This is a genomic window from Lelliottia sp. F153 (assembly GCF_002870005.1).
GTDB classification, from domain to species: Bacteria; Pseudomonadota; Gammaproteobacteria; order Enterobacterales; family Enterobacteriaceae; genus Enterobacter; species Enterobacter nimipressuralis.
In genome coordinates this window covers 99,842-123,125 of the sequence record NZ_PKFT01000008.1, presented here as the reverse complement: position 1 = coordinate 123,125, position 23,284 = coordinate 99,842, and the positions used below count along the sequence as shown (strand labels likewise).

General features: G+C 52.3%; 24 protein-coding genes and 1 pseudogene. 13 read left to right on the top strand and 12 right to left on the bottom strand.

The window, feature by feature from the left end:
* Positions 1–20: 20 nt before the first annotated feature.
* The gene (cas3f, locus tag F153LOC_RS17075) at positions 21–2,984 is read right to left on the bottom strand and encodes a type I-F CRISPR-associated helicase Cas3f (RefSeq protein ID WP_102103907.1); all 2,964 of its coding nucleotides are present in this window, start codon (positions 2,982–2,984) and stop codon (positions 21–23) included.
* Positions 2,985–3,031: 47 nt separating this feature from the next.
* Positions 3,032–3,511, bottom strand: a pseudogene (gene cas1f / locus F153LOC_RS17070) (type I-F CRISPR-associated endonuclease Cas1f); the annotation flags it as partial.
* Between the two features lie 566 nt (positions 3,512–4,077).
* Here cas1f and F153LOC_RS17065 point away from each other — a divergent pair.
* On the top strand, positions 4,078–4,617 hold the full coding sequence (locus tag F153LOC_RS17065) for a DUF2058 domain-containing protein (RefSeq protein ID WP_102103908.1): 540 nt from the start codon (positions 4,078–4,080) through the stop codon (positions 4,615–4,617).
* 12 nt (positions 4,618–4,629) lie between these two features.
* Here the strand turns inward: F153LOC_RS17065 and F153LOC_RS17060 are convergent, their stop codons facing one another.
* Positions 4,630–5,325 (bottom strand): RluA family pseudouridine synthase, encoded by a 696-nt coding sequence (locus F153LOC_RS17060; RefSeq protein WP_102103909.1) that lies wholly within the window; start codon positions 5,323–5,325, stop codon positions 4,630–4,632.
* Positions 5,326–5,452: 127 nt separating this feature from the next.
* Between F153LOC_RS17060 and F153LOC_RS17055 the strand changes: the two genes are divergently transcribed.
* On the top strand, positions 5,453–5,803 hold the full coding sequence (locus F153LOC_RS17055) for a DUF1304 domain-containing protein (RefSeq protein ID WP_100779902.1): 351 nt from the start codon (positions 5,453–5,455) through the stop codon (positions 5,801–5,803).
* 137 nt (positions 5,804–5,940) lie between these two features.
* Here F153LOC_RS17055 and F153LOC_RS17050 read toward each other — a convergent pair whose 3' ends face one another.
* Both F153LOC_RS17050 and F153LOC_RS17045 read right to left on the bottom strand, forming a co-directional pair.
* Positions 5,941–6,546 (bottom strand): LysE family translocator, encoded by a 606-nt coding sequence (locus F153LOC_RS17050; protein ID WP_102103910.1) that lies wholly within the window; start codon positions 6,544–6,546, stop codon positions 5,941–5,943.
* Between the two features lie 168 nt (positions 6,547–6,714).
* The gene (locus tag F153LOC_RS17045; protein ID WP_102103911.1) at positions 6,715–7,653 is read right to left on the bottom strand and encodes a LysR family transcriptional regulator; all 939 of its coding nucleotides are present in this window, start codon (positions 7,651–7,653) and stop codon (positions 6,715–6,717) included.
* Positions 7,654–7,752: 99 nt separating this feature from the next.
* Here F153LOC_RS17045 and F153LOC_RS17040 point away from each other — a divergent pair, with 99 nt between their 5' ends.
* Complete coding sequence (locus F153LOC_RS17040; protein ID WP_102103912.1) at positions 7,753–8,187, top strand: DMT family transporter; 435 nt, start codon at positions 7,753–7,755, stop codon at positions 8,185–8,187.
* A gap of 9 nt (positions 8,188–8,196) precedes the next feature.
* Positions 8,197–8,688: a DMT family transporter gene (locus F153LOC_RS17035; RefSeq protein ID WP_102103913.1), complete on the top strand. Its 492-nt coding sequence runs from the start codon at positions 8,197–8,199 to the stop codon at positions 8,686–8,688.
* A 74-nt stretch (positions 8,689–8,762) separates the two neighbouring features.
* On the opposite strand, the gene F153LOC_RS17030 is transcribed toward F153LOC_RS17035, so the two are convergent.
* Positions 8,763–9,269 carry a phenolic acid decarboxylase gene (locus tag F153LOC_RS17030; RefSeq protein WP_102103914.1) on the bottom strand — a complete coding sequence of 169 codons (507 nt, stop codon included), beginning with the start codon at positions 9,267–9,269 and terminating at the stop codon, positions 8,763–8,765.
* A 97-nt stretch (positions 9,270–9,366) separates the two neighbouring features.
* On the opposite strand from F153LOC_RS17030, the gene F153LOC_RS17025 reads away from it, so the two are divergent.
* A complete protein-coding gene (locus tag F153LOC_RS17025) occupies positions 9,367–10,227 on the top strand; it encodes a LysR family transcriptional regulator (protein WP_102103915.1) in 861 nt (286 codons plus the stop codon).
* 452 nt (positions 10,228–10,679) lie between these two features.
* On the opposite strand, the gene F153LOC_RS17020 is transcribed toward F153LOC_RS17025, so the two are convergent.
* A complete protein-coding gene (locus F153LOC_RS17020) occupies positions 10,680–11,807 on the bottom strand; it encodes an MFS transporter (RefSeq protein WP_102103916.1) in 1,128 nt (375 codons plus the stop codon).
* Between the two features lie 106 nt (positions 11,808–11,913).
* On the opposite strand from F153LOC_RS17020, the gene F153LOC_RS17015 reads away from it, so the two are divergent.
* Positions 11,914–12,708 carry a helix-turn-helix domain-containing protein gene (locus F153LOC_RS17015; RefSeq protein ID WP_102103917.1) on the top strand — a complete coding sequence of 265 codons (795 nt, stop codon included), beginning with the start codon at positions 11,914–11,916 and terminating at the stop codon, positions 12,706–12,708.
* Between the two features lie 256 nt (positions 12,709–12,964).
* Here the strand turns inward: F153LOC_RS17015 and F153LOC_RS17010 are convergent, their stop codons facing one another.
* Together F153LOC_RS17010 and F153LOC_RS17005 are read right to left on the bottom strand one after the other, a co-directional pair.
* On the bottom strand, positions 12,965–13,846 hold the full coding sequence (locus tag F153LOC_RS17010) for a hypothetical protein (RefSeq protein WP_102103918.1): 882 nt from the start codon (positions 13,844–13,846) through the stop codon (positions 12,965–12,967).
* 44 nt (positions 13,847–13,890) lie between these two features.
* The gene (locus tag F153LOC_RS17005) at positions 13,891–14,448 is read right to left on the bottom strand and encodes a hypothetical protein (protein WP_102103919.1); all 558 of its coding nucleotides are present in this window, start codon (positions 14,446–14,448) and stop codon (positions 13,891–13,893) included.
* Between the two features lie 491 nt (positions 14,449–14,939).
* Between F153LOC_RS17005 and F153LOC_RS17000 the strand changes: the two genes are divergently transcribed.
* From F153LOC_RS17000 to F153LOC_RS16985, 3 genes are all read left to right on the top strand, one after another.
* Positions 14,940–15,515 (top strand): hypothetical protein, encoded by a 576-nt coding sequence (locus F153LOC_RS17000; protein WP_102103920.1) that lies wholly within the window; start codon positions 14,940–14,942, stop codon positions 15,513–15,515.
* 89 nt (positions 15,516–15,604) lie between these two features.
* Positions 15,605–15,841, top strand: a complete 237-nt coding sequence (locus F153LOC_RS16995) for a hypothetical protein (RefSeq protein ID WP_102103921.1) — start codon at positions 15,605–15,607, stop codon at positions 15,839–15,841.
* Between the two features lie 605 nt (positions 15,842–16,446).
* The gene (locus F153LOC_RS16985; protein ID WP_102104133.1) at positions 16,447–16,980 is read left to right on the top strand and encodes a GNAT family N-acetyltransferase; all 534 of its coding nucleotides are present in this window, start codon (positions 16,447–16,449) and stop codon (positions 16,978–16,980) included.
* Here the strand turns inward: F153LOC_RS16985 and F153LOC_RS16980 are convergent.
* Positions 16,973–17,383 (bottom strand): ASCH domain-containing protein, encoded by a 411-nt coding sequence (locus tag F153LOC_RS16980; RefSeq protein ID WP_199174650.1) that lies wholly within the window; start codon positions 17,381–17,383, stop codon positions 16,973–16,975. The genes F153LOC_RS16985 and F153LOC_RS16980 overlap by 8 nt on opposite strands.
* A 25-nt stretch (positions 17,384–17,408) precedes the next feature.
* Positions 17,409–17,819, bottom strand: a complete 411-nt coding sequence (locus F153LOC_RS16975; protein WP_102104135.1) for a helix-turn-helix domain-containing protein — start codon at positions 17,817–17,819, stop codon at positions 17,409–17,411.
* A gap of 71 nt (positions 17,820–17,890) precedes the next feature.
* Between F153LOC_RS16975 and F153LOC_RS16970 the strand changes: the two genes are divergently transcribed.
* On the top strand, positions 17,891–18,376 hold the full coding sequence (locus F153LOC_RS16970; RefSeq protein ID WP_102103923.1) for a DUF2938 domain-containing protein: 486 nt from the start codon (positions 17,891–17,893) through the stop codon (positions 18,374–18,376).
* 143 nt (positions 18,377–18,519) lie between these two features.
* Positions 18,520–19,410, top strand: a complete 891-nt coding sequence (locus F153LOC_RS16965; RefSeq protein ID WP_102103924.1) for an oxidoreductase — start codon at positions 18,520–18,522, stop codon at positions 19,408–19,410.
* Between the two features lie 22 nt (positions 19,411–19,432).
* Here the strand turns inward: F153LOC_RS16965 and F153LOC_RS16960 are convergent, their stop codons facing one another.
* Complete coding sequence (locus tag F153LOC_RS16960; RefSeq protein WP_102103925.1) at positions 19,433–19,738, bottom strand: cupin domain-containing protein; 306 nt, start codon at positions 19,736–19,738, stop codon at positions 19,433–19,435.
* 279 nt (positions 19,739–20,017) lie between these two features.
* Here F153LOC_RS16960 and F153LOC_RS16955 point away from each other — a divergent pair, with 279 nt between their 5' ends.
* Complete coding sequence (locus tag F153LOC_RS16955) at positions 20,018–20,854, top strand: alpha/beta fold hydrolase (protein WP_102103926.1); 837 nt, start codon at positions 20,018–20,020, stop codon at positions 20,852–20,854.
* 145 nt (positions 20,855–20,999) lie between these two features.
* The gene (locus tag F153LOC_RS16950) at positions 21,000–23,276 is read left to right on the top strand and encodes an FdhF/YdeP family oxidoreductase (RefSeq protein WP_102103927.1); all 2,277 of its coding nucleotides are present in this window, start codon (positions 21,000–21,002) and stop codon (positions 23,274–23,276) included.
* The last annotated feature ends 8 nt before the right edge of the window (positions 23,277–23,284 follow it).

Here is a 23,284-nt window from a genome sequence, read left to right as displayed (position 1 = left end):
TCTGCTCCTGATAGTGAAAATTAAAGTTCCCTGAACACACCCAACACCGGATGCCACAGCCAGGCTTCAGTCGACTCCGCCTGACGGGTACGTAAATTGATTTCGCCGTATTTCTGGCAGACGTCGCTCAAATCCATATCACGCAATTCAGCCAGCGCCAGCAGCACCCTGGCGTAATCGGTATCGATCCACGCGCTTACACCTTCCGCCATTTCCAGCGCGCAGGGGTCAAACTGCCCGGCGTCTTTTCCGCTGGCCTTACCTTCTTCGCTTAACGAAAAGATCGGCTCATCGCCCTCCTCTTCCATCCACAGAAAAAACTGCGCTTCCGGCTGAGTCTGACGAAACGGCGTGCGGCGCTGGAGCTCGCCGCTCCAGTTCACCGGCAACCGCCACCAGTGCGCCGCCACCGGCACATCGTCCCGTTGAGCAAGCAGTTCCTCCCGCGTACGCGAGTGCTCCAGCACGCCCAGATTGTCAAAACGATTGCCGCGCACGGCACCGTTCAGAATGCGTGGAATGGCATTGATCGCGTGGTATTCCTCAGGCTTAAGGAGGTCAGTCAAATCGTGACTGCTGAGCCGAAAACTGGCGCATTCAAAACCGGGGTTGCAGTAGGCCGGGCTCTCGGTGTTCGTCTCGCGCAGTGCTTTCACGTTTTTATTGAGGATCAGCACGTTCGGCTGACGAGGAGGGATCTGGCGGTGGCGCTGTATGCGCCCGGCGAACTGAATCAGTGAGCGCATCGAGCTCGGCTCGATAATTCCCCAGCAGGCATCCCAGTCGCGTCCGACTTCGATGACGGACGTGCCCAGCACCACAAAAATATGATGCTGCGCCGAATGCCGTTCCATCTTGCGAATAATGTCCGGGTGAAGCGTGAGTGGGTTTTCCCTGTCGCGGGTAAAAGCCCCGTCGAGCTGCTTTTCGATATGTGCACGCACCGCAAGCGGCTGCTGGCTGTGGTACACGCAGTAATGAATACAGGTGTTTTCCGGGGAGGCGATACGCATCAGCGCCCGGGCGGTAGCCACCAGCGGGTTGATGTTTGCCATGCGCACCAGGCCAAGCGAGACGGTTTTTCCGTTTTCATGCAACTGACGGTGCGACGCATGCAGATTCAGGATCTCCCGATGCAGCACACCGGCGAGCGCGGTAATCACCGCTTCCGGCCGGGTGGATGCGGAGGAAATCGTGACTATCTCTGCTCTGCGCAAAACGGTTTCCTTGCATAAGCGTTTCGCGCGCTGGCTCGCGAAGGCATCGTGTTTATCTAAAAAGTCTGCAGGTGAACGGCCCGCGTATTCCGCCGTGTCATATTCATCAAACCAGGCGCAGCTCACCTCGAGAGGTAAATCGGGTTCGCTACTGGCCTGTTGAAAAGCTTTACGCCCGGAGCAATAAGCCGTAAACAAGGCCATAACAAGCGCAGGCGGCAGCGTAGCGGAGGAGAGCAGCACGCGCGAGCCGAGCATCCCCGCCCAGTGAACCAGGCGGCACAGGGCATGCTGATCGCTCACGTCAAAATCATCCGGTTCATCCAGCACCAGGTCGCTGGTTAACAGCCGCAGCATGGGGGCAATCTGCCTGCCGCCGCGCACGCCCTCAGTGGCGGGCATCAGATGATCAATTGTCGCCACCAGAACCGGAGCGCTCACCAGCTTACTGAGTTTATCATCGCCGCCGATCACGTGACGTAGCGGGCCGTCGGGCAATGTGCCGTCATAGTGCACATACTGATGATGTTCAAAGAACGCCTCTGCCGATGCGCTGCTCTCGTCGTGATCCGGTTGGGTGCGCTGCTGGTGTAGATCCCGCACCGCAGAGGAACCGACCAGCACCGCGAGGTCGTCCTCGCCAAGGCCGAGGCGGGTGCGTAACGCATCTCCCGTTTGCAGCGTCAGCGTACGCAGGCCCAGCGCCACGGTGAAACGACAGCCCTCTTCCTCCTGCGCCAGCGCATACATGATGCGCGCATTGGCGAGCGTTTTACCGCAGCCGGTGGAGGCCATATTCACGCCAAAAAAGCCGTGCTTTCGCGTGCTGTCTCTCAGCTTTTGTGCCAGATCCCAGGCCTTGTTTTGCCAGTAATAGCGTTCATTTGTGGCGCGTTCACGGAATTTTTTATGTCGGGTAATGGCGGGCAGATTTGCGCGCAAACCGGGCAGCATACGCCCAAGCAGAAGCGCGTGATGGCCCACACCAATGGTATGCTCATCCAGTTTTTGCTTGCACTGTCGGGTTTGTTGATCGGTATTCGCCCACGCCTGATACGCTTCATCCTGCCAGCGGGCGACAGGCGGCTGTGATGAATAATAGTGATCTGCCAGCATCAGCGCCAGACGTGCCAGATGAACAGTAAAATGCTGATTCAGCGTACCGAAATCGTGAAGTGAAATGGCATGCGCGGCCCGTTTTGCCAGCTGACGCGCTTTCTCCCGCCAGGTATGACTTTGCAGCGGTGTACCGGACGGGAATGTCCAGGCACGCTGAAAATCTTCACTTTTCCAGTGATCTTTCCGGTGATTAAGGGCGTTCCACTCCACATTCAGCTGATGAGTTAACCAGTTCGCATCCTTATCAAGTGAGGGTGCGTTTCGCCCGGGATATTGCGGTAAACGGTGATGGGAGAGAATTAGCCACATCACCGCCTGTGCCACGGGCGGCATTTCGGTAAATGGGCTGCTGCCTCCTTCCGGCGGATCGTTTTGTAGACTCTCTAACCATACGGCTTCATCAGCAGCGTTCAGCTCACCGAGTTTCGCCAGCCACTGTTTATCCGATTGCTTATCGACAAATGCCTGAAACAAACGCACGGAGATCCACTCATGGCGAAAAGGCTGGTACGGTTTATTTGCCTTGCCCTGTAATCCGGCCTGAAACAGTGCCCCGGCTTTACCAAAATCGTGAAACAAACCGGCAATGCCTGCCAGCAGCGCAATACTTTCTGTACTGCGCCAGCGGGAGATCAACAAAATGTTCATATGCGCTGCTGCCCGTAGGATTGCGCAGTTTTTTGCAGCGAAGTTATCGTAATTTCAAAATGATTTTCACGCTGCATTTTACTGCTCAGCCAATGCCGCTCAATTTTTTCAATGCGAACCTGCTGAAAAGCTTTTGCCGCTGCAAGCCGTCTATTTTCATCAAACCAAAAGGAAACCCAGTTTTGAAGATATTCCGTTGGACGATATTCGCTTTGCGGTGTTATCCAGGAGATATCAATATGTGTCTCATTGCCTGAATATAAGGGTGTTCCACCGCCGCCACAAAAACCAACCAGCACGCCCGCCCTTGCAAACTCACGCATTGCCGCCTGCGTTACCGACGTGCCGGTTCCCAGCATAACAACCGTAGTGTTAGCAATGGGGATATTCCAGTAGAGCGAAGTCTTTCCTTCTTCTGTGACATATTCCACTCGCCCGCCATTGACCAGTACACGACAGTACTGCAGGTAATAAATATTGGCACGTTTAGAGTGAAGGATAGTTTTTAGATCTGATGGCATAAGCATGAGAATAAAATCCCTTTAAAAAGCGTTAATGAAACGCTAACTCATCCTTGAGATATAAGAATCATGTCAAACAGGAAGTAGCTTACCTCTGACTCTTATTTCCAAAAGAAAATAAGTGTAACGATCTTGATTTTCTCCGCATTCACAAGCTCATGCATATATTAAAAGGAATCCATCATTGTATTTCCCCTATTTCGTTACCAGCCCGCTCAGCATGGGTATGATGATTTTTTTATATCGGGAGGAGATAAAAAGAGTTTTATCGAAGAGCGTAGTTAGACGAAGGCCAGGGAGCCTAACCCGGAGAGGGGATTTGCTGTATAACTCCCCCTTTCTTCAGGGGTTCAAATGTCGAGAGCATCATCCAGACAGAACTCAGTTTTTGTTCACTGATCCTGTAACATCTCTCCTAAAAACCGTGCGACATCTAATAATTTTTTTGTGTTCTGACAACAGATGGGCAATAACTTCAACCCTTATCAAATCCACGCTTCGGCGTGGATTTTTTATTTGTATAAAATTACAGGTATAATCCCGGCAAATTTCCAACAGGTTCAGATACGAAGATGACAAAACTTACCTTACAAGAGCAGATGCTCAAAGCAGGCCTGGTCACCAGCAAAAAAATGGCCAAAGTTCAGAGAACGGCGAAGAAATCCCGCGTGCAGGCTCGCGAGGCGCGTGAAGCGGTGGAAGAGAACAAAAAAGCCCAGTTCGAACGTGATAAGCAGCTGAGTGAACAGCAAAAACAGGCGACGCTGGCGAAAGAGTTTAAAGCACAGGTGAAACAGCTGATTGAGATGAACCGCATCGTGGTGTCACGCGGGAACATCGATTTCAACTTCACCGATAACAACCTCATCAAAAAGATCGTTGTCGATAAAACGACGCAGACGCAGCTGATTAATGGCCGTCTCGCCATCGCGCGCCTGGTGGTGGACGGTGCAAGTGAGAGTCAGTACGCGATTATTCCGGCAAGCGTCGCGGATAAAATCGCCCAGCGTGATGCAGACAGTATCGTACTGAACAGCGCCCTGAGCCAGGAAGAGCAGGACGAGGACGATCCGTACGCCGATTTCAAAGTGCCTGATGATTTGATGTGGTAATGACGTTTATGGTCAGAACGGGCTGGCATTACGCGCCGTGATGCGCTCATCGCTCACGGGATGCATAAAGTGCAGCTCGCTGGCGTGCAGCATCAGACGCGGCGTGCGCCCGGTACCTGGCAGCGTGAGGCCACCATACAGATCGCAGCCTAAAATTGGGTGCCCCAGCTGCTGGCAGTGAATACGCAGCTGATGGGTGCGCCCGGTTTCCGGAGTCAGCTCGACCCGCGTCAACGGCAGTAACGCCCCTTCCCTTTCCTGATAAATACGTTCAATCACCCGATAGCGAGAGCGCGCGGGCTTGCCCGTGATAGCGCAAATCGACATCAGCGGGAACAGCGCCGGATCTTTGGCAATCGCTGCATCTATCACCCCCTCGTTATCGTCCAGATGCCCGCACAGCAGCGCAGTGTAAATCTTGGACACGCGACGCTCGCTAAACTGCTGGCACAGCGCCGCATTGATAGCCTTATTACGGGCCACCACCATCAGCCCGGACGTGCCGAAATCCAGGCGGTGCACGAGGGTGCAGCCAGGGAAAATCTTCACCAGTCGATAATGCACCGAGTCGAGATTCTGAGGATTTTTCCCCGAAAGGCTCAACAGCCCCGCCGGTTTGTTGATCAGCACCAGATGTGCGTCCTGATAGAGAATTTCAATCTCGTCGAGACACGGCGGGGCAATAAAGGTATCGATAATCGTAGACATCAGGCTGCACGGATAAAGAGTGGGAGCGGATGATAACGAATTTTCACCCTGGTGGCGAATCACCCTGCCGCACCCGCTGGAATTATCTATACTCCCTTTCATCTGCCCTCACCCTGTAAGGCCGCCCGTGTTTGCTACTCTTCTTGTCGCTGTCGTTGCCGTTATTCATCTTTATATTCTGGTGCTCGAAATGTTTTTGTGGAACACCAAAACCGGCCAGAAAGCTTTTAACTTGAGCGCCGATTTTGCGCGCGAAACCCGCGTTCTCGCCGCGAATCAGGGGCTGTACAACGGCTTTCTGGCGGCGGGATTGCTGTGGGGCTTATGGCTCGGCGAACGCGGTGTTTCGGTGATATTCTTCTTTCTGATCTGCGTGCTGGTTGCAGGTATTTTTGGAGCGGTAACCGCCAGTCGGAAGATACTTTATGTGCAGGCGCTTCCAGCGCTTGCCGCGATCGTGGCGCTAATAGCCCGTTGAGATCATCCATTACCGTTTTATTTCCACATCCGGAACAATAAAGCGTTACGTCTCACCGCCGGCCTGATATCTCTCCCCAGCATCATCCGTAGCTGACGGCCTGAATCATAACGGCAACGTTGTGCCAAATGCGGGCATTATCCCTTTATCAGGCTATGCAGAGAAAAAGCAATGAGCAACATCCCGCCAGCAATGTTGACGTATTTTTTGAGCATTAACGGGTTCGTTTTTTTAACCGAAAATATCAGTGTCTGGCTCACAGAGAAAAGCCAAACGCTCATCACCACGACATGCACTGATGCCAGCGTCAGGTAATTGCTAACCCCTCCCTTTATCCCTGCGAACTGTGAAACGACCGTCACATAGAAAAGGATGGCTTTTGGGTTCAAAACATTCGCAAGCCACGCCTCTTTTAACGTCACCACATGCTTTGAATCCCTAAACCCGTCTGTAGTGACCGTTATCCCACTGCGGATAAGCATCGCGCCCAACCAGAGCAGATAGGCCGTTCCGGCAACTTTGAGTACTGCAAACGCTGCCGGGGACGAGATGAGCACAGCAGTCACACCCAGCCCTATTAAAACCGCATGGGTGTATATGCCCAACGCTGTTCCGGCGAGCGTTCTGATCAGGCCTTTGTGACCACCAGCCAGAGCACTGTTCATAACGAGAGTGAAGCTTGCGCCGGGGGACAGTGCTACAGGCAGTAGTGCTGGCATAAAGCCGAAAATGTTCACATCCATAGATTTTGGATAGTAATGGACACTCTCACAGATTGCCAGTTGAGGCGCTGCGTAACCCTCTGCACTGCCACCGGAATCAACAACCGCACGATTCTGCACAAGGTCCCCGATTCACTTTCTAAGCCTGGAAAAAACTGACGCCGGTTATGCTCCATTGCCAGCCTGAACTTACCCCTCAGACTGCCAGTAAAGCGGCGAACCAAACACCTCAAGATAGTAATCGATAACCGCCCTGACGTTCAGCGGCGGATGGCGGGTGTGGGGGTAGATAGCCGCAATGTTCTGTGGCTCCGTTTTAATAGAGGTATCCATATCGGTCAGTAGCGCGATCAGCTCACCGCTTTTCAGTCTTTCAGCAATCAGCCAGTCCGGAAAAAGCACAATGCCCATCCCGCCCAGAGCCGCAATAAGCAAAGTCTCTGCGTTATTGGATGACATCAGTGGCGACACAGGATAGTGCACCCACTCCTCACCTGGCCTGCGAACCAGCCAGCGGTTTGGCCCGGAAGAGCCGCTGTAGACAAGGCATTTGTGGCGTCCGAGATCCTCCGGGCATTCAGGCATACCGTATTTATCCAGATACGCAGGCGACGCAGCCAGGTGATAAAACTGCTGCCCGAAAACGCGCGCATGAAAGGAGGAGTCAGCCAGAACGCCAATCCGGAAAATGACGTCGGCGGCATCCCTGTGTGGATCGATGTAATCATCGGTCAGAGTCAGCTCAATGGTCAGACGGGGGTAACGCGCCGTCAGACCCGGTAGTCCAGGGGCCACATGCCGCTGTCCGAAAAATACCGGGGCATTAATGCGAATTAGACCTGAAGGCTCCAGCGCACGTTCATCCAGTTCACGACGCGCATCCTCAAGATTACCGGCCATGGCGCGTGCGTGCCGGATAAAAAGGTGGCCACTTTCAGTCGGAATGACCGCGCGTGTGTTGCGATAAAAAAGCTGCTGACCGAGCGCGTCTTCAAGATGATGGATAACTCGTGAAACCTGCGAAGCCGATATTCCTTCGCGGCGCGCAACCACGGAAAAATTCTGCGTTTCATACACGTCAATAAAGATTAAGAGAGAACGGATACTGATATTGCCTGCGGCATGCATTGATGCAAATCCTGCAAAGGTGTTTCCTGAATTATGGCATTTTTCACATCTCAGGCCAGGTGTAATCTTCTGCGCTTAGACAACCGTAGAGAGTTTGCTATGCAACTGGTACTGATTTTAATTGTTATCGCGGGCGGAATGGGATTGTCCGTAGAGGCCGGGCTGCTGGGGCCGCTGGGAGGAGAAGTCGGCGATTTATGGGCGACATTCAGCGTATTCGGCGTGGGTGCGGCCCTGACGTTTTTGCTGATGCTGTTTTTCAGTCCACGTAATAGCCCATCCTTTTTCGCGCAGCCCTCCTGGAACCTACTGGGCGGGGTGCTCGGCCCTGTTTACGTCATTATTCTGACCATCGCTACCCCGGCAATCGGTATCGCTATGACGATGATAGGCATTCTGGCAGGACAGGTATCCAAAAGCCTGATCATTGACCACTATGGTCTGCTGGGCACGCCACGCCGGAAAATTGACAATAAACGCATTATCGCGCTGATTTTTATCGTACTGGCGCTGGTTCTTGTTGCTCGGGGTTAAGAAAAAATGATGACATTTATGATGATTGTGTTGGCGGTTATTGGTGGTGCAATGCTCAGCATTCAGGCTGCGATAAATGGTCAACTGGGTAGCAAAGTGGGTGTATTCAAAAGCGCATTCCTGACCTTCTCCGTCGGCGCGCTTATTACTGCCCTGCTGATTTTCTTCTTTGAACCTAAACATGCTACCAACCTATTGGATGTACCGAAGTGGCAACTGTTAGGTGCGATGTTTGGTGTGCCTTACATCGTCATTATGGTCTTTGCCGTCCAACGTATCGGCACAGCCGTTGCAACGGTTGCTGTGATTTTCGGTCAGCTGACAATGAGCATGCTGATTGATAACTTTGGCTGGCTTGGTAACGGGGCGATCCCCTTCTCGATGAATCGTCTGGGTGCCATTCTCTGTCTGGGTATCGCGCTATTCTTCATCTATTCCAGCAACAGAAGCAAAGCAGTACCAGCTAAAGAAACGCGTCATCAGGCAACCGTAAACGAATAAACGTCCCGGATGAGTAGCAAAAAAAAAGAAACCGTCGTCGTGACCGGTTTCTTTTAAATTTAGCGGGGTGTTATTTAACGCAGATTATCTGGAAAATTGTCCGGCAATTCACTCGCCGCGCAGGCAATCACATCGTCATTATTGGCACCGCAGTCACGAATAAAGGTGATGGTGGCAAATTCATCAATAACCTCCGTCGGATAAGCCGGACCGGCATCGCGGTACTGATTCATCAGCGGAATATGGTCATTCTGGAAACACACGGTTTTTTCGGGGTTATTCATCACCCAACGTGGGAAGAAAATAGTGCCATGGAAGAGTTTATCCCCCAGGTTGACAATTAAGCTCACATCCGTGCCGGTTGGCTCCGTCCATGAGATTTTGTAAATACTCTCACCCACGCGGACGATATAAGCCTGCTGATCTTTGACCCAACGATTCCCCACCAGGCCGCTGTGAATACGGTAGTCCAGGGTTTGTTCATTTTTGACATAAATTTCGTAGTTCCAGCCGTTATCGTAGGTGTACACCAGATGTTTACCGACAAAACCGCTTAAATCATGTTTATCAAAGTTGCTCATTTCAGGTCTCCTCTGTTCGATAAAACAAGTCTAATGCTTTAATATTTTGATGAATAGCGCTATTTTATGATGATATTAATCGAATAAATAAATCATTATGAATAAAACAACGCTGGAACAATGGGCAATCCTGGACTGTGTGTTCACTACCGGCAGCTTTGCCCGCGCCGCCGATACGCTACACCGCAGCCAGTCTTCTATTAGCTATAATCTCGCGCAGCTCCAGACGCAACTGGGCGTGACGCTGCTGGTTCCAGAGGGGCGTCGTACGGTATTAACCCCAACCGGGGCCACGCTGTTGCGCCAGGTACGCCCGCTCCTGAAAACATTTAGTTATGTGGAGGCCCAGGCTGCAACTCTGCAGGAGGGGATGCGATCGCAGCTTAATTTGGTGGTGGACGTTATCTATCCTCGGGAGCGCCTGTTCTCTGCCCTGCAACAATTCCAGCAGCGCTGGCCGACTATTCGGGTGAAGCTAACGGAAGTCACCGAGAGCATGTTCCCCACCATGTCCGCTGTGGACGATGCTGATGTGATGATCGTGACCGACCGGCAAAATATTACTGGCCGGGGAGAGTGGCTAATGAACGTGGATTTTATTGCCGTGGCACATCGCGATCATCCGCTGCTGTCGGTATCCGGCACATTGACCGAAGCATTGCTCAGCAACTGGCCACGGATACAAATAGCAGATGGCGGGAAAGCGGCCACAGGGGATAGCCAAAACTGGGATTTCTCCACTCTGGATGCGGCGGCAGGCGCTATCGCGGCCGGACTTGGATACGGCTGGCTGCCGCAGGCCTCTATTCACCAACAACTGGCGGCAGGCATACTGCAACCATTGCCCCTCAGCCACGGCTCGCACCGCGTCACGCCATTACATATCATCCTGCGCCGGGATGTTCCGCCCGATGAACCGGTCAGTTTCCTGATATCAGCCCTGAAAAAGGCGCTGTAAACCACACCGACAAATGCGACATGCCGGTAAGCGCCTGATTACATTATTATATCGTACTCCCGTTGCAGTACGATATAAGCTTGTTATTGGGCGTCTGCCTGTTTGCTGGGGGACCTTATGACGTCAACGTCACACCGCCTTTTACCTCGGTGCTTTTCTTTAGTGTGCCGATTACGTGGTGGAACAACTTCGGCGTTATCGGATGCTTTGAAACACCCTACCCTTATCAAGTGTCGCGAGTAGTGCAGCCATTCTGATGGTGTTCAGGGAGCAGTGGGTTTGAAATATGAGAGTCCGCTTAGTGCCATTAGCGGACATTAATGGCTCAAGGAAGCAATAATTGCTAAAAGTAGTTCTTAGCTAACCGGACTGGAGTTGGCGTAAACCATTCAGTATTGCACCGGGAACCCATTCTCTAACAGGTTCCCGAGTTAATATTAAAGCCAGCAGCCTTAGTGGCGTGAAAGGCTGCAAAACCAGGCTATTACTGCACAAGCGGTCAGAACCAATCCCAGTTGTTGCACGATACCGGCAAGTCCCAGCATCATTCCCAGCAACATATAGTAGACTAATCCAAACAACGCTCCGGCCGCTCCGGCCTGTTCACGGTATTGGCTCAGGGCCTGGCTGAGCACGTTTGGAATCGCGATGCCATAGGCAACCACAATCCCGGCCATCGGCAAAAGGATCCAGACAGAATGCTGTAATATCCATGCTGCGATACCGGATAACAGGGCCAGCAGGCAGGCATTCTTCACCAGTTTTTCTGGTGACAAACCGATAGACAACAGTTTCCGGTTCCAGAGACTGCCCGATAGAGAAGCTAAAGCCAGTAAAATCCCCGTCCATCCGAAAGCACGGGGACTCCAGCCCAGTTGCCCGAAAAGAAACGGTGCCAGGCTGTAGTAACTGAAAAGCATCGTATTGAGCAGCGCAATAAGCATTGCATTTTTCCACAGCCTTCCATCACCCGCCATTCGGTAACCCAGTCCGCCAAAACGGGCACTGGAAGTATTTTCCGACCGCGTTTCAGGCAGCAATAATGCGGTCAGTGTCAGCAACGCCAGGGCCAGTGTCACCAGCGCAACGAACACGCCTGTATGTCCGTACAGGCTAACCAGCCAACCTCCACTTACCAGACCGAAAACCGGGCTTATTGCCAGCGCCGCTCCCATTACGGAAAAGACACGGGCTAAGACCGTTGATTCGTAACTATCCCGTAACATGGTCTGAACGACAACGGACCCGGCAGCTGCCCCCATGGCCGCCACCATGCGAGCCAGGAGTAAAACACTAAAGTCTGGAGTTACAAGCGCCAGTGCGGAACCGGTCCCGTAGCACAGAAGTCCGGCCATCATCGCCGGTCGCCGACCAATACGGTCACTTAGCCAGCCCCAGAGTGCAACGCCGACGGCAAACGCGACAAAATAGACTGAAAGTGTCTGCGTGGCACGTTCACTGCCTACCTGAAAAGCACGGGCGATGTCAGGCAATGCAGGGCTGTATATGGTTTCCACCAGTTGGGGAAACATAATCAGTATTGTCAGTAGCCACAACGGTGGCTGCTTATTGGTATTCATAACATTAATCCCTTAAATAAGCAGAACATGCGGCTATTATTGTGGAAATTTTCTTGTCACATTATAATTATAATGACTTCATATATTTAAAATCGGACATTAAAAAATGAAGATAAGCCCTGAAGATTCTTTCGATCCGGATCAGTACGATGAACCGGTTATCGGAATTGCATCCGATATGGGGATACATGATTCAGGGATGCATAGCCATCTTCGTCATCAGTTACTTTTTTCGGCAGCGGGAAGTATCACAATTGAGCTGGATAATACCCTTTGCCTGCTCCCACCCCGGCGTGCTGCCTGGATTCCTGCCGGCACGGTTCATCGTGCCATTACGAATGGTTCAATGGCCTATCGTTCTCTTTACTTTTCAAATAGCTTACCGCTATCGGCATTACCCCTGCAGATTGTAGAAGTTAATCCCCTGTTCTTTGAGGTGATCGAGCGGATGGCATTCTGGCAATGGGGAATGCCCGCAGAACAACAAAGCAGTCTAATCACTGTTTTCTGGGAAGAAATTAAAAATGCTCAACGTGAAAACTGGACGTTACGGTTTCCTTCAGATAGTCGACTTAATACCTGGCTGGACACGGTCCGCGAAGGCGAATTACCCCCACGGCTGGGCCAGTTAGTCCAGAAGGTCGGTGCATGTGAACGCACGATAAGCCGTATATTTATCCGGGAAACGGGAATGAGTTATCAGAGCTGGAGGCAACAGTGGAGGCTGCTGAAAGCGATGGAAATGTTGTGTGACGGTTGGTCGCTAAGTCAGGTTGCACAGCAGCTTGATTTTGTCAGTGACAGTGCCTTTATTGTCTTCTTCCGCCAATATACGGGGACAACGCCGACCCGCTACCTCCGGAATTCAATTGCTGAACATCAGGACGTATCTTCGGTTTAACAGCCAGTACGAACCTATTTTAATCGAGCTGCCATTGCGTTCTTCCATATTTAGCCGATGTGCGCTGGCAGAGGGTGAGTCGAGAGTTGATCGTAAAAGGTGTCCTGGATATTTTTGGGCATGATAACGTTCTGAATGCATTCTCTCTGAGACTCATCAGGAAGGCTGTTTATTGAGATTCTGGTTTCTATCAGACAGTGGTGTCATGTGTGCGAAGGTCCGCTTCTCGCTCAAAGCGGACTTTCTGTTTAGTCAGTTAGTTCCAGTATTCATATTTCGCCGTCATTACGGCGTTATGTTTGTCCACATACTGTTTTCCTGTCCGATCGGTTGGGGTGATCGTGATATCCATATTGGCATGTGTGCACTCTCCATGTGAGTTCCACTCCTTGCAGGTGGTCAGTTTTTTTTCAATCGTGAAATACGTCTGGGTCTTGCTCAGGGTCAACTCACGGCCCTCGTTGTCATAGCCATACTCTTCGATGGTTGAAGGTGATTGGGTTTTGATCAGGCGATGATTATCATCATAGCTATATACAATCGTATTATTATCTATCGCCATACTTCCTTTGCTTACCGCGCTTGCCAGTAATCCTGATGAATTAAAGGTGTAGTCGATTGTGCCAACTGCGGTTTTGTCTTTATCTCCCGGTTTTGTAGCCACGAAAACGGAACGATTAATCGCGCGGCTGATTATTTCTTTACTGTTAAGCTGGTACATTCCCTCAAGAGTCTGCCGATATATCTGCGTGGTTTTCTGGCTGTTTTTATCGGCTATGACCCCGTTTGAGTCTACCTGGATGCGCCAGCCAAATTCCGTTTTATTCAACTGAATATCAGAGGTTGCCGTGAAAACGCCGTTCTGGCCCGTTGAGGCTTTGACCTCTTTCATATGGCCGCTTATTAGCTCACCGCATTGACTGAAGTTGCTTTGAAGCGATGTGCGGAGATATCCATCAGGGCTATCAATAGTGACTGATACAGATTTGGGCGTTTCAGTTCTTGCCTGCTGACCAAGAAGGATGAAGTTGTTCAGTTTGTTTTTAGCGAGGGTTTCCACAGTGCATTGTGCTGCATAAGTCTGAAATGTGCAGAGGGATAAGAGAGTAATAAACAGGTTTTTATTATTGAATGACACTATTTGTTGTCCTCATGAACCAGTCGGTTATCCAGATTATCTCATTAAGAGGTAACCTGCTCCTGAGTGAGCTGGTAAACATCATACATCGATGAACTTTTCATCGGTTTAACCGACCAATGAAACCGTGTCCCTTTGCCAATCATGATAGCGCTACGAATTTCAGTAATTGGTTGAAACTCGTGATTCGACTTCTGAAACTCCATTTGCTTGTTGCGCAGTGGCGCCGCGCCGTAAATGTCTCGGAATTCATGAATGAGCATCGCTTCGAATTCAGAATATACCTTTGAGGCGTTTCTCGCCCGAGGGAAACAATAGCCAATGAGGAACTCATGCTCGCCTTGCAGGTCCGCAAGATCCATCAGCCAGTTCTTATGCTGAGTAATGCGCTGTTCAAAGTTTCCTTCGCCGATGTACACCGTGGGAGAAATGCCGCGTGGGTATTCAATAGCAAACAGGCCATCGAGCCTGATGACATAAACGCACCGTTTAAGATCCTCCTGACTAACGCCTCTGCTTTGCAATACAGGAAGAACATCTTTTTTCCAGGTCTGGCGGCAGTTCCACTTCAGCCAGTCCCACTTAATTTGAACAACTGCCACTTAATCACTCCTTATCAAGATTATTTTGCTCCCGCTGCACCCGCCTGTTGAGCTTATCGCTTCAATTATCCGGCGATAGCCAACAAAGTTGCAAATGGATAGCCAGGTGAAGACAAATGCTCTCTTTTCACCCTAAATACACCGTCATGATATATCGGCAGAGAAACGACTTTGATGAGTGGTTATTCATCTTCTCGCTATTGGTGAGCGTTACCTTCCCCTTAGCACTTCTGACTGTTGATGTACATTCACTAAGCCGTCCGCACCTGCCGCACCTGCCGCACCTGCCGCACAGCGGATCGTCAACCCAGTTAGCTGTCCGCGGTGTGCCAGAAGCGGACTTTTAATCTATCTAGAAATATCTCATGCCGTGGCCAAATTTTGTCGACCACTACACATTAAGGCGGCAATGAGATACGCTCATTTTGCGTCGGAACATTTCACCGAAGCCAGACTTTTGCCCCACTAAACAACATGGATTGGATGATGTTATGGAAAATAAATATACGCATGACTTACACGAAATTCTGTGTTTAAAAACGTTCGGTGAAGCTTTCGAAGCTTATCGCGTCGATGATTACGACAGAATGATCACCGAATGGGCAGAAAGAGAGCTACTCTCCCTCAATAGCTCTGAAACCTTATTAATTTTAGCCTCCCTCAATTTAGATAAACATCCTGAATCAGATGCGATTGAGCGCTACCTTCATGCATATATGCACGAAAAAAACATGATTGTCCCTGACATCAGCACTAGTTCAATTACGTGGCTAAGGTTTAAGGCTTGGTGTCTGATGCAAGCTGATTCTTCCACAGAAATAGAGTTACGGTTGCACCAAATCCCTGCTTTTCACCTATCTTTTGGTTCCCGTATTGTCAGCAACATCTGCTGGCAGCTTTACGGCATATACGATGAACTCTTTGATGATTGGGGGCCCGACTATCCCTCTAAGGCCTCAGCGATGAGCGAAGCAGACATTCTTGATTTTGTGAAATGCCGCGTGAAACCTTTCTATCGTGTTCTCTGTAGCAACGATTGGGCCTGGGTTTTGGCCCGAGCAGTATAAGCAATCTATTGTCTGCAAAGTGCCAGAAGCGGACTTTGCTAACATCGCGATATCTCAATTCATGGATGGCAGTCCATGGGGGTAAAATTATGAAGCACGAGCTGTGGACAAATGAAGCTGGTTTAGATTTGTTTTGTCTTGCCGGTCCACTGGGAGACTCTGCTCGGAAATTGCTGGATCTGGACTACAGATTAGTGTGGACATGTGATGCAGATTCGCACCTTGAAGCAATGAAAAAATATTATACGTTCCGTAATTGGGGTGAATATCAAACTGATTTCCCTAAACAGGATAGTAAGACCTACAAAGAAATGGGATGGGAGTAAAAAGCACAAAATCCACAACCTAGCCGCTCTTATCCTCATGTCTCTACGACGTCCGCTCCTCGCTCACAGCAGTCGCTCCTAGGTTTTCCATATAATAAAACGCTTTCATTAACTCATCTTCTGTAAGCGGCGATATCAAACTTGCCCCTGTATCTTTCTCAATCTTCATCAATAGCTCGCTGCGGGTTATGCCCAATCTATTCGCAACATGGTTAGCGCAACTCCGTGCGTGTGACGCTCTATGCGCAAGAAGGCCTTCTGCGGCTAGAACTTTTCTTCTTGATGACGAATGTGACATTGATTCCTCCTTTAGCCTAAATCACTCCCCATAAAAGCATTATGCGATAAGAAAAATAACGATGTTCTCGCTAGCTTTATTCTGGAAACACCATAAGCGCAACTTCGTAAACCACAATAGCTGAAGTGTCCGCTCCTCGCTCAAAGCGGATCAACCCGCTCTTTAACCAGTCCTCGTCATACCAGAAGCAAGCCTTGCCAACATCATGATATGCTCCATTCTGGACAGAAGAATGCCCCGTTATTCCCAATGCATTGCGAATGCATAGACCGTAAAAATAATGACATCACGCATGGAGAACCTTGTCATGGATTTCACTATCCGTCACGCACACCCTGAAGACTTCGACAGGCTACGCGCTATTGAATTGGCGGCTTTTGAAACCTTGCGCAATGCGGGTGCGGTAACAGACGAAGCGGGCGCATGTAGTCTGGCGGAATTGAGCGATTTCTGGCGTAACGGTCTCCTGCTTACGGCCTGTACGTCTGATTCTGTTCCAGTAGGGTTTGTCGCAGCTAACGTCGAAGAGACCTGGCTGCACGTTGCTGAAATGGATGTACATCCGGACTGGCAACGCCACGGTATCGGCAGACGGCTTATGCAGGCTATTCTCAATATTGGTCAGCAGCGTGGTCTGACGGGAGCCACGCTGACAACAGATAAAATGGCCGCTTTTAATGCCCGATTTTACGCCACATTAGGTTTTGAAATTGTAGAAGGTCTCGCACGCCCGCCGCATCTGGTAAGCCTGATAGCTGAAGAACTCGCGACAGGTTTCAACCCGGCGCGGCGTGCAGCGATGTGTATGACTTTCAGGGAAACTACAATCCGCCTCAAATAACCTCAACAACCTCAAACTCCTCTGCGATCAGCTCCATCTCTTCAGAGAAGTCCCCTTCGCGGGCGAAAAAGCGCTGATGTTCTTTCCGCCAGTACTCAAGGCTCAAATCGCCCTCCCCCTCTTTTCTGGCAAATTCATCGGTCACATCGCAAAAACGCACCAGGCGCATTGAAATCAATCTGATCACGCACACCGGCGCATTCTGACCATCAAGAACGATGTTATAGCTGCCGATTCGGGGCGCATTTTCCTCCTGTTGATACGAGGAGAAAGAGCCACATGAGGCCGTTTTAATCCCTTTTTTAATCAGGTCAGCAAGCTCGTTCGCCAGCTCAGGGCTGTCACCCATTTGCCAGGCATTGGCTCCCGGATACTTCACCTGCAGTTCATCCAGCGTCGTCATAATTATTTCCCTGTCATTTAGTGAGTTAACGGCTGCCAGACCGGACGAGCCGAAGCCCTCTTGAGACAATTTTTTGGAACTCTTCGCACTCGGTATGCTCTGGTTTTGTACAGCGTGCGGCATGCTTCAGCCCGCGACTGAGTAGCTGCAATCTGCGAATGGTGTTATCAATCTTCAGTGATTGCTGATGAAGCTGCTCGCGGTCAATTGCGATCGTCCCTTTCGCACCAAACATCGCTGCAATATCATCCAGAGAAAATCCTGCCGCCTGCCCCAGCGTGATCAGCTGCAGCTTATTAAGCACATTCTCATGATACTGCCTTCTCAGACCGTTGCGACCCACCGGCTGGATCAATCCTCTCTTCTCGTAATAGCGCAGCGCCGAGGGGCTAAAGCCCGAAAGGTCGGCGATTTCTCTGATATCCAGTTCTTTCATCGTTGACTTAAACCTGACTTTAACTTGCACACTGTCTGCCAGCTTAGCATTTCATCAGCAAGGAGAAGACTATGGATATGATGTTGGTGCTTAAAACAGTCATAACGGGGATGGGCGCAACAGGGGTGATGGATCTATGGTCCTGCTTTCAGAAACGCACTCTTAAGGTTCCGCCACTGAACTATGCCCTGGTGGGCCGCTGGATTTTGGGTTTGCCGGGCGGGACGTTTTGCCATCACACGATCGTCTCAGCGCCGCCACTACGCGGGGAGCTGTTGACGGGCTGGGTGTTTCACTATATCACCGGGATACTTTTTGCTGTCGTGCCGCTGATGCTGTACGGAGCAGAATGGTTCACTCACCCCTCCCTCTCGACAGGACTGCTCGCCGGTCTGTTAACGTTTTTTGCCCCCTTTTTGATTCTGCAGCCTGCGCTGGGTTTTGGCATTGCTGCGTCACGCACGCCTCGCCCGTGGCTGGCTCGGCTGTTCAGTGTACTCACGCATCTGGCTTACGGCGTCGGGCTTTATATCGCGGCCAGCGTGATGAGCGTTTAAGGGATAAGGCTTATCGTTACGCCTGACCGCCATGCGTCAGCCAAAACGTCGTAAGTCGGCATCATTTTTTCCTGTTAGACGCGATGGGCCTGCGGAGTATTATGATGAATCAGGTCTGCTTGCCCCATTCAGGAGGACAAAGAATGTCTGAACATCCCTCAGTAACGCTTATTGGCCCAGGTGCTATCGGTACCACCATTGCCGCGGCACTGCATGAAGTGGGCCGAACGCCCCTTCTTTGCGGACGCACCGCTCATCCACAGTTAGTGTTGCGCCACGATGACGGTGAAATCATCGTACCCGGTCCGGTCATCACCGATCCTGCGCGCGTCAGCCGCCCGGTCGCGCTTGTATTTGTGGCCGTGAAAACCACCCAGGTCGCTGACAGCGCCGGGTGGCTGGCTGCGCTGTGCGATGAAAACACCGTGGTCTGTGCGTTGCAGAATGGCGTTGAGCAAAAAGCGCAGCTCGAACCTTACGTTAACGGTGCCGCGGTCGTCCCGTCGGTGGTCTGGTTCCCGGCTCAGCGCGAGCCGGACGCCTCCGTGTGGCTGCGCGCCAAACCGCGCCTGACCCTCCCCGCTATCCCGCAGGCAGCACGGATCAGCGATGCGCTGAGCGAGACGCGCTGCGCGGTAGAATTGTCAGCGGATTTTGTCTCCATCGCCTGGCGCAAGCTGTTGCAGAATGCCGTCGCGGGCCTGATGGTGCTGGCGAACCGCCGTGCAGGGATGTTCTCGCGGCAAGATATCACGGAGCTGGCACTGGCGTACCTGCGCGAATGCCTGGCCGTGGCGCGGGCAGAAGGCGCATCGCTCGGCGAAAACGTTCCGCACGAGATCGTTGAGGGTTTTCATCGTGCCCCGGCGGATTTAGGCACGTCAATTCTCGCCGACCGTCAGGCCAATCGTCCGCTGGAGTGGGATATTCGCAACGGTGTGATCCTGCGTTATGGCGATAAGCATGGTATTCCTGTCCCTATCAGCCGCGTTGTGGTTCCGCTGCTGGCGGCGGGAAGCGAGGGACCGGGTTGACGTTAACGCTCAGGGCGAGCTTTTACTGCCGCCCCACGTCCACTATCACCAGTACCCCAAAACTCCCTTCCGGCACGGAATGCTTCGCCCCCTTCGGCACAAAAAAGAACTCCCCGGCTTTCAGGGTAAAGTGCCGCTCCTCCACCTCCAGCGGCAGCTCACCGTCCAGCACCAGCAGCAGTTCGTCGAAATCATCATGCGCCTCGGTTGGAAGTCCCTCCCCGCCCATCTTTAGCACTTTAATATTGGCGTTCCCGACGGTGCCAAGCACGCGCGAACGCCAGACATCCGGCAGGTCTGCCACCACGCTCGCAATTGAGGTTTTCATTGAACACTCTCTGTTTAGTCTGATCGGCGCTACCACCTTTAGCATGCCGCGAGTGAATTACCGTTATAAATTCATCAGGTTAAGGTTGCTGGATTTTAACTAAGCAAAGATAACGGACTAAATTTGAAGAACATTTTCACAAGCGAAGCCATTGAGCCAGCCGCAGAATTCCGGCACGCAATGACATTCTCAACTAGACTTGAATGTTGTTATTTGCCACCTGTTTGCACATCAACCTGAACTATCCATCTCCTTTCACTCCACCCGAGAGGTTCAATCATGTCATTTGTCACCACCAAAGATAACGTTGAGATCTTCTATAAAGACTGGGGACCAAAAGAGGCGCAGCCTGTCTTCTTCCACCACGGCTGGCCGCTGAGCGCTGACGACTGGGATAACCAGCTGTTGTTCTTTTTGGCGCAAGGCTATCGCGTACTGGCGTCCGACCGCCGGGGCCACGGGCGTTCAAGCCAGGTCAGCGACGGGCACGATATGGATCACTACGCCGCCGATGTCTCCGCCGTTGTGGAACATCTGGATCTGAAAAATGTGGTGCATATCGGGCACTCGACGGGCGGCGGCCAGGTTGCGCGCTATGTCGCAAAATATGGTCAGCCGCAGGGGCGCGTGGCAAAAGCGGTGTTGATCAGCGCCGTACCGCCGTTAATGGTCAAAACGCCGGAGAACCCAGGCGGCACGCCGATTGAGGTCTTTGACGGGTTCCGCCAGGCGCTGGCCGCCAACCGCGCACAATTTTATCTTGATGTCGCGACAGGCCCGTTCTACGGCTTTAACCGGGAGGGCGCGGAGATCTCACAGGGCACCATCCAGAACTGGTGGCGACAGGGAATGATCGGCAGTGCGAAGGCGCACTACGAAGGTATCAAGGCGTTTTCAGAAACCGACCAGACCGACGATCTGAAGGCTATCACCGTCCCTACCCTGATTTTGCAGGGCGATGACGACCAGGTCGTGCCGTATAAAAATGCGAGCCTGCTTCAGGACGAGCTTCTCAGCAACAGCACCCTCAAGGTCTATCCGGGCCTGCCACATGGGATGCACACCACCCATGCTGACCTGATTAACCAGGATCTTCTGGCGTTTATTCGCAGCTAACCCACCCTCGGTATAGCCGCCCAGGCTATACCGCCCCTCTCACCCGCACGCCTTCAATCATCATAAAAATGATGATTATTTGTTGTTATTTCGTTAACTCCAACGGTGTAGAATTGATCCATCGATCGACATAGTCGGAGCTTACATGAATAACAAACGCCGCTCGGTTCCAGGAATCCGGCACTATGATGGTCCTGCCGGGGGATGGGGGGCGCTGAAAGCCACCGCCATCGCCGTTCGCACGCAGATGGATACCCTCGATGCCCCCGCGACCCTGCTTCGCACCAACCAGCCTGACGGATTTGACTGCCCCGGCTGCGCATGGCCCGACAAAGAGCATAAATCCACCTTCCAGTTCTGCGAAAACGGCGCCAAAGCCGTGACCTGGGAAGCCACCAGCAAACGCGTCACCCCGGCGTTTTTCGCCGAAAATACGGTGACTTCCCTGCTGGCAAAAAGCGATTTCGAACTCGAAGGCTATGGCCGTCTGACGCACCCGATGGAGTATCACCGGGAGAGCGACACCTTCCGCCCGGTCGAATGGGAACAGGCGTTTGCACGCATTGGCGAAATACTGCGCGAACTCCCGCCGGATGCGGTCGAGTTTTACACCTCCGGTCGCGCCTCCAACGAAGCGGCGTTCCTGTTTCAGCTGTTTGCCCGCGAACTGGGCACCAATAATTTTCCTGATTGTTCCAATATGTGCCACGAAGCCACCAGCGTCGGTCTGCCGCGCTCCATTGGGATTGGCAAAGGAACCGTCTCGCTCGACGATTTTGATAACACTGAGCTTGTGATTTCAATCGGCCATAACCCCGGCACTAACCACCCGCGAATGATGGGGACGCTGCACGAGCTGGCCCGCCGCAAGGTGCCGATTATCGTGCTCAACCCGATGCGTGAGCGCGCGCTGGAGCGGTTTGCCGATCCGCAAAGCGTGATGGAGATGGCGACCTACAGCTCCACCGATATCGCCTCGACCTATTTCCAGGTGAAAGCGGGCGGTGATGCTGCCGCGCTGAAAGGCATCGCTAAACATCTGCTGGCGTTTGAAAACGCACTGGATACCGATTTTATCGCCACACACACCCAGGGCTTCGATGATTTTGCGGCGGATATCCAGGCGACAAGCTGGGCGTCGATTGAGCGCGAATCGGGCCTGTCGCGCCAGGATCTCCAGCAGGTCGCAGAGGCCTATGCCAAATCCAACGCCACCATCATCACTTACGGCATGGGCATCACCCAGCACAACAAAGGCACCTCCAACGTGCGTCTGATTGCCGACCTGCTGCTGATGCGCGGCAATATTGGCAAACCCGGCGCGGGGATTTGCCCTCTGCGCGGCCACTCGAACGTTCAAGGAAACCGCACCGTCGGGATCTCGGAAAAACCGACGGCGGCGTTTCTCGGCAAAATTAACGAGGTGTTTGGCTTTACGCCGCCTGCGGCGCACGGCCACGACGCGGTGCAGGCCACCGAAGCGATGATCAACGGCAGCGCCAGGGCGATGATCTGTCTCGGCGGGAATTTTGCCGTCGCCATGCCCGATCACGCGCGCGCTTTCCCGGCGATGCGCAGCCTCGATCTGAGCGTTCACGTCGGCACCAAGCTTAACCGCACGCATCTCCTGACGGCGAAACAGACCTGGCTGTTCCCCTGCCTTGGGCGCACGGAGCTGGATATGCAGCAAACGGGCCGCCAGTCCATTACGGTAGAAGATTCAATGTCGATGGTTCATGCCTCGTCCGGCAAGCTCAAACCCGCCTCGCCTGAGCTGCGCTCAGAGCCGGCGATTGTCGCCGGGCTGGCAAAAGCGACGTTGCCTCACACCCGCATCGACTGGACCACCCTGGTGTCGGATTACGATCTGATCCGCGATCTGATCGAAAAAACCATCCCCGGTTTTGACCAGTACAACCAGCGCATTCGTATTCCCGGTGGTTTTCGCATGCCGCTCCCGCCAACCGAACGCGTCTGGCCGACGTCCACGGGCAAAGCGATGTTTTCAGTATTTGAAGGCGTCGATGAGAACCAGCCGGGCGTCGGTGACAACGTGCTGCGGCTGGTAACGCTGCGCAGCCATGACCAGTACAACACCACCATCTACGCCCTCGATGACCGGTATCGCGGCGTGTTTGGCCGCCGCGATATTCTGTTTATGAACGAGGGCGATATGGCGCAGCTGGGTCTGGAGCACGGCGATCGTGTGGATATTTCCACCGCGTTGCAGGGCAGCGTTCAGCAACTGGAAGACATCACCGTGGTCGCTTACAGCATTGCCTCTGGTACGGTCGGTGCTTATTATCCAGAGGCTAACGTACTGGTTCCACTCGATTATCTTGACAAAGACAGCGGAACACCGTCCTATAAATCCGTGCCCGTCCGGGTAACGCTGCGATCAAAAGAGATCCGCGCACTATAAACGAGACC

Excerpts from the sequence above, each read along its gene's own strand:
- cas3f (WP_102103907.1), bottom strand. The coding sequence starts at position 2,984 with ATGAACATTTTGTTGATCTCCCGCTGGCGCAGTACAGAAAGTATTGCG.
- F153LOC_RS17065 (WP_102103908.1), top strand. The coding sequence starts at position 4,078 with ATGACAAAACTTACCTTACAAGAGCAGATGCTCAAAGCAGGCCTGGTC.
- F153LOC_RS17060 (WP_102103909.1), bottom strand. The coding sequence starts at position 5,325 with ATGTCTACGATTATCGATACCTTTATTGCCCCGCCGTGTCTCGACGAG.
- F153LOC_RS17050 (WP_102103910.1), bottom strand. The coding sequence starts at position 6,546 with ATGGATGTGAACATTTTCGGCTTTATGCCAGCACTACTGCCTGTAGCA.
- F153LOC_RS17045 (WP_102103911.1), bottom strand. The coding sequence starts at position 7,653 with ATGCATGCCGCAGGCAATATCAGTATCCGTTCTCTCTTAATCTTTATT.
- F153LOC_RS17040 (WP_102103912.1), top strand. The coding sequence starts at position 7,753 with ATGCAACTGGTACTGATTTTAATTGTTATCGCGGGCGGAATGGGATTG.
- F153LOC_RS17035 (WP_102103913.1), top strand. The coding sequence starts at position 8,197 with ATGACATTTATGATGATTGTGTTGGCGGTTATTGGTGGTGCAATGCTC.
- F153LOC_RS17030 (WP_102103914.1), bottom strand. The coding sequence starts at position 9,269 with ATGAGCAACTTTGATAAACATGATTTAAGCGGTTTTGTCGGTAAACAT.
- F153LOC_RS17025 (WP_102103915.1), top strand. The coding sequence starts at position 9,367 with ATGAATAAAACAACGCTGGAACAATGGGCAATCCTGGACTGTGTGTTC.
- F153LOC_RS17020 (WP_102103916.1), bottom strand. The coding sequence starts at position 11,807 with ATGAATACCAATAAGCAGCCACCGTTGTGGCTACTGACAATACTGATT.
- F153LOC_RS17015 (WP_102103917.1), top strand. The coding sequence starts at position 11,914 with ATGAAGATAAGCCCTGAAGATTCTTTCGATCCGGATCAGTACGATGAA.
- F153LOC_RS17000 (WP_102103920.1), top strand. The coding sequence starts at position 14,940 with ATGGAAAATAAATATACGCATGACTTACACGAAATTCTGTGTTTAAAA.
- F153LOC_RS16995 (WP_102103921.1), top strand. The coding sequence starts at position 15,605 with ATGAAGCACGAGCTGTGGACAAATGAAGCTGGTTTAGATTTGTTTTGT.
- F153LOC_RS16985 (WP_102104133.1), top strand. The coding sequence starts at position 16,447 with ATGGATTTCACTATCCGTCACGCACACCCTGAAGACTTCGACAGGCTA.
- F153LOC_RS16980 (WP_199174650.1), bottom strand. The coding sequence starts at position 17,383 with ATGACGACGCTGGATGAACTGCAGGTGAAGTATCCGGGAGCCAATGCC.
- F153LOC_RS16975 (WP_102104135.1), bottom strand. The coding sequence starts at position 17,819 with ATGAAAGAACTGGATATCAGAGAAATCGCCGACCTTTCGGGCTTTAGC.
- F153LOC_RS16970 (WP_102103923.1), top strand. The coding sequence starts at position 17,891 with ATGGATATGATGTTGGTGCTTAAAACAGTCATAACGGGGATGGGCGCA.
- F153LOC_RS16965 (WP_102103924.1), top strand. The coding sequence starts at position 18,520 with ATGTCTGAACATCCCTCAGTAACGCTTATTGGCCCAGGTGCTATCGGT.
- F153LOC_RS16960 (WP_102103925.1), bottom strand. The coding sequence starts at position 19,738 with ATGAAAACCTCAATTGCGAGCGTGGTGGCAGACCTGCCGGATGTCTGG.
- F153LOC_RS16955 (WP_102103926.1), top strand. The coding sequence starts at position 20,018 with ATGTCATTTGTCACCACCAAAGATAACGTTGAGATCTTCTATAAAGAC.
- F153LOC_RS16950 (WP_102103927.1), top strand. The coding sequence starts at position 21,000 with ATGAATAACAAACGCCGCTCGGTTCCAGGAATCCGGCACTATGATGGT.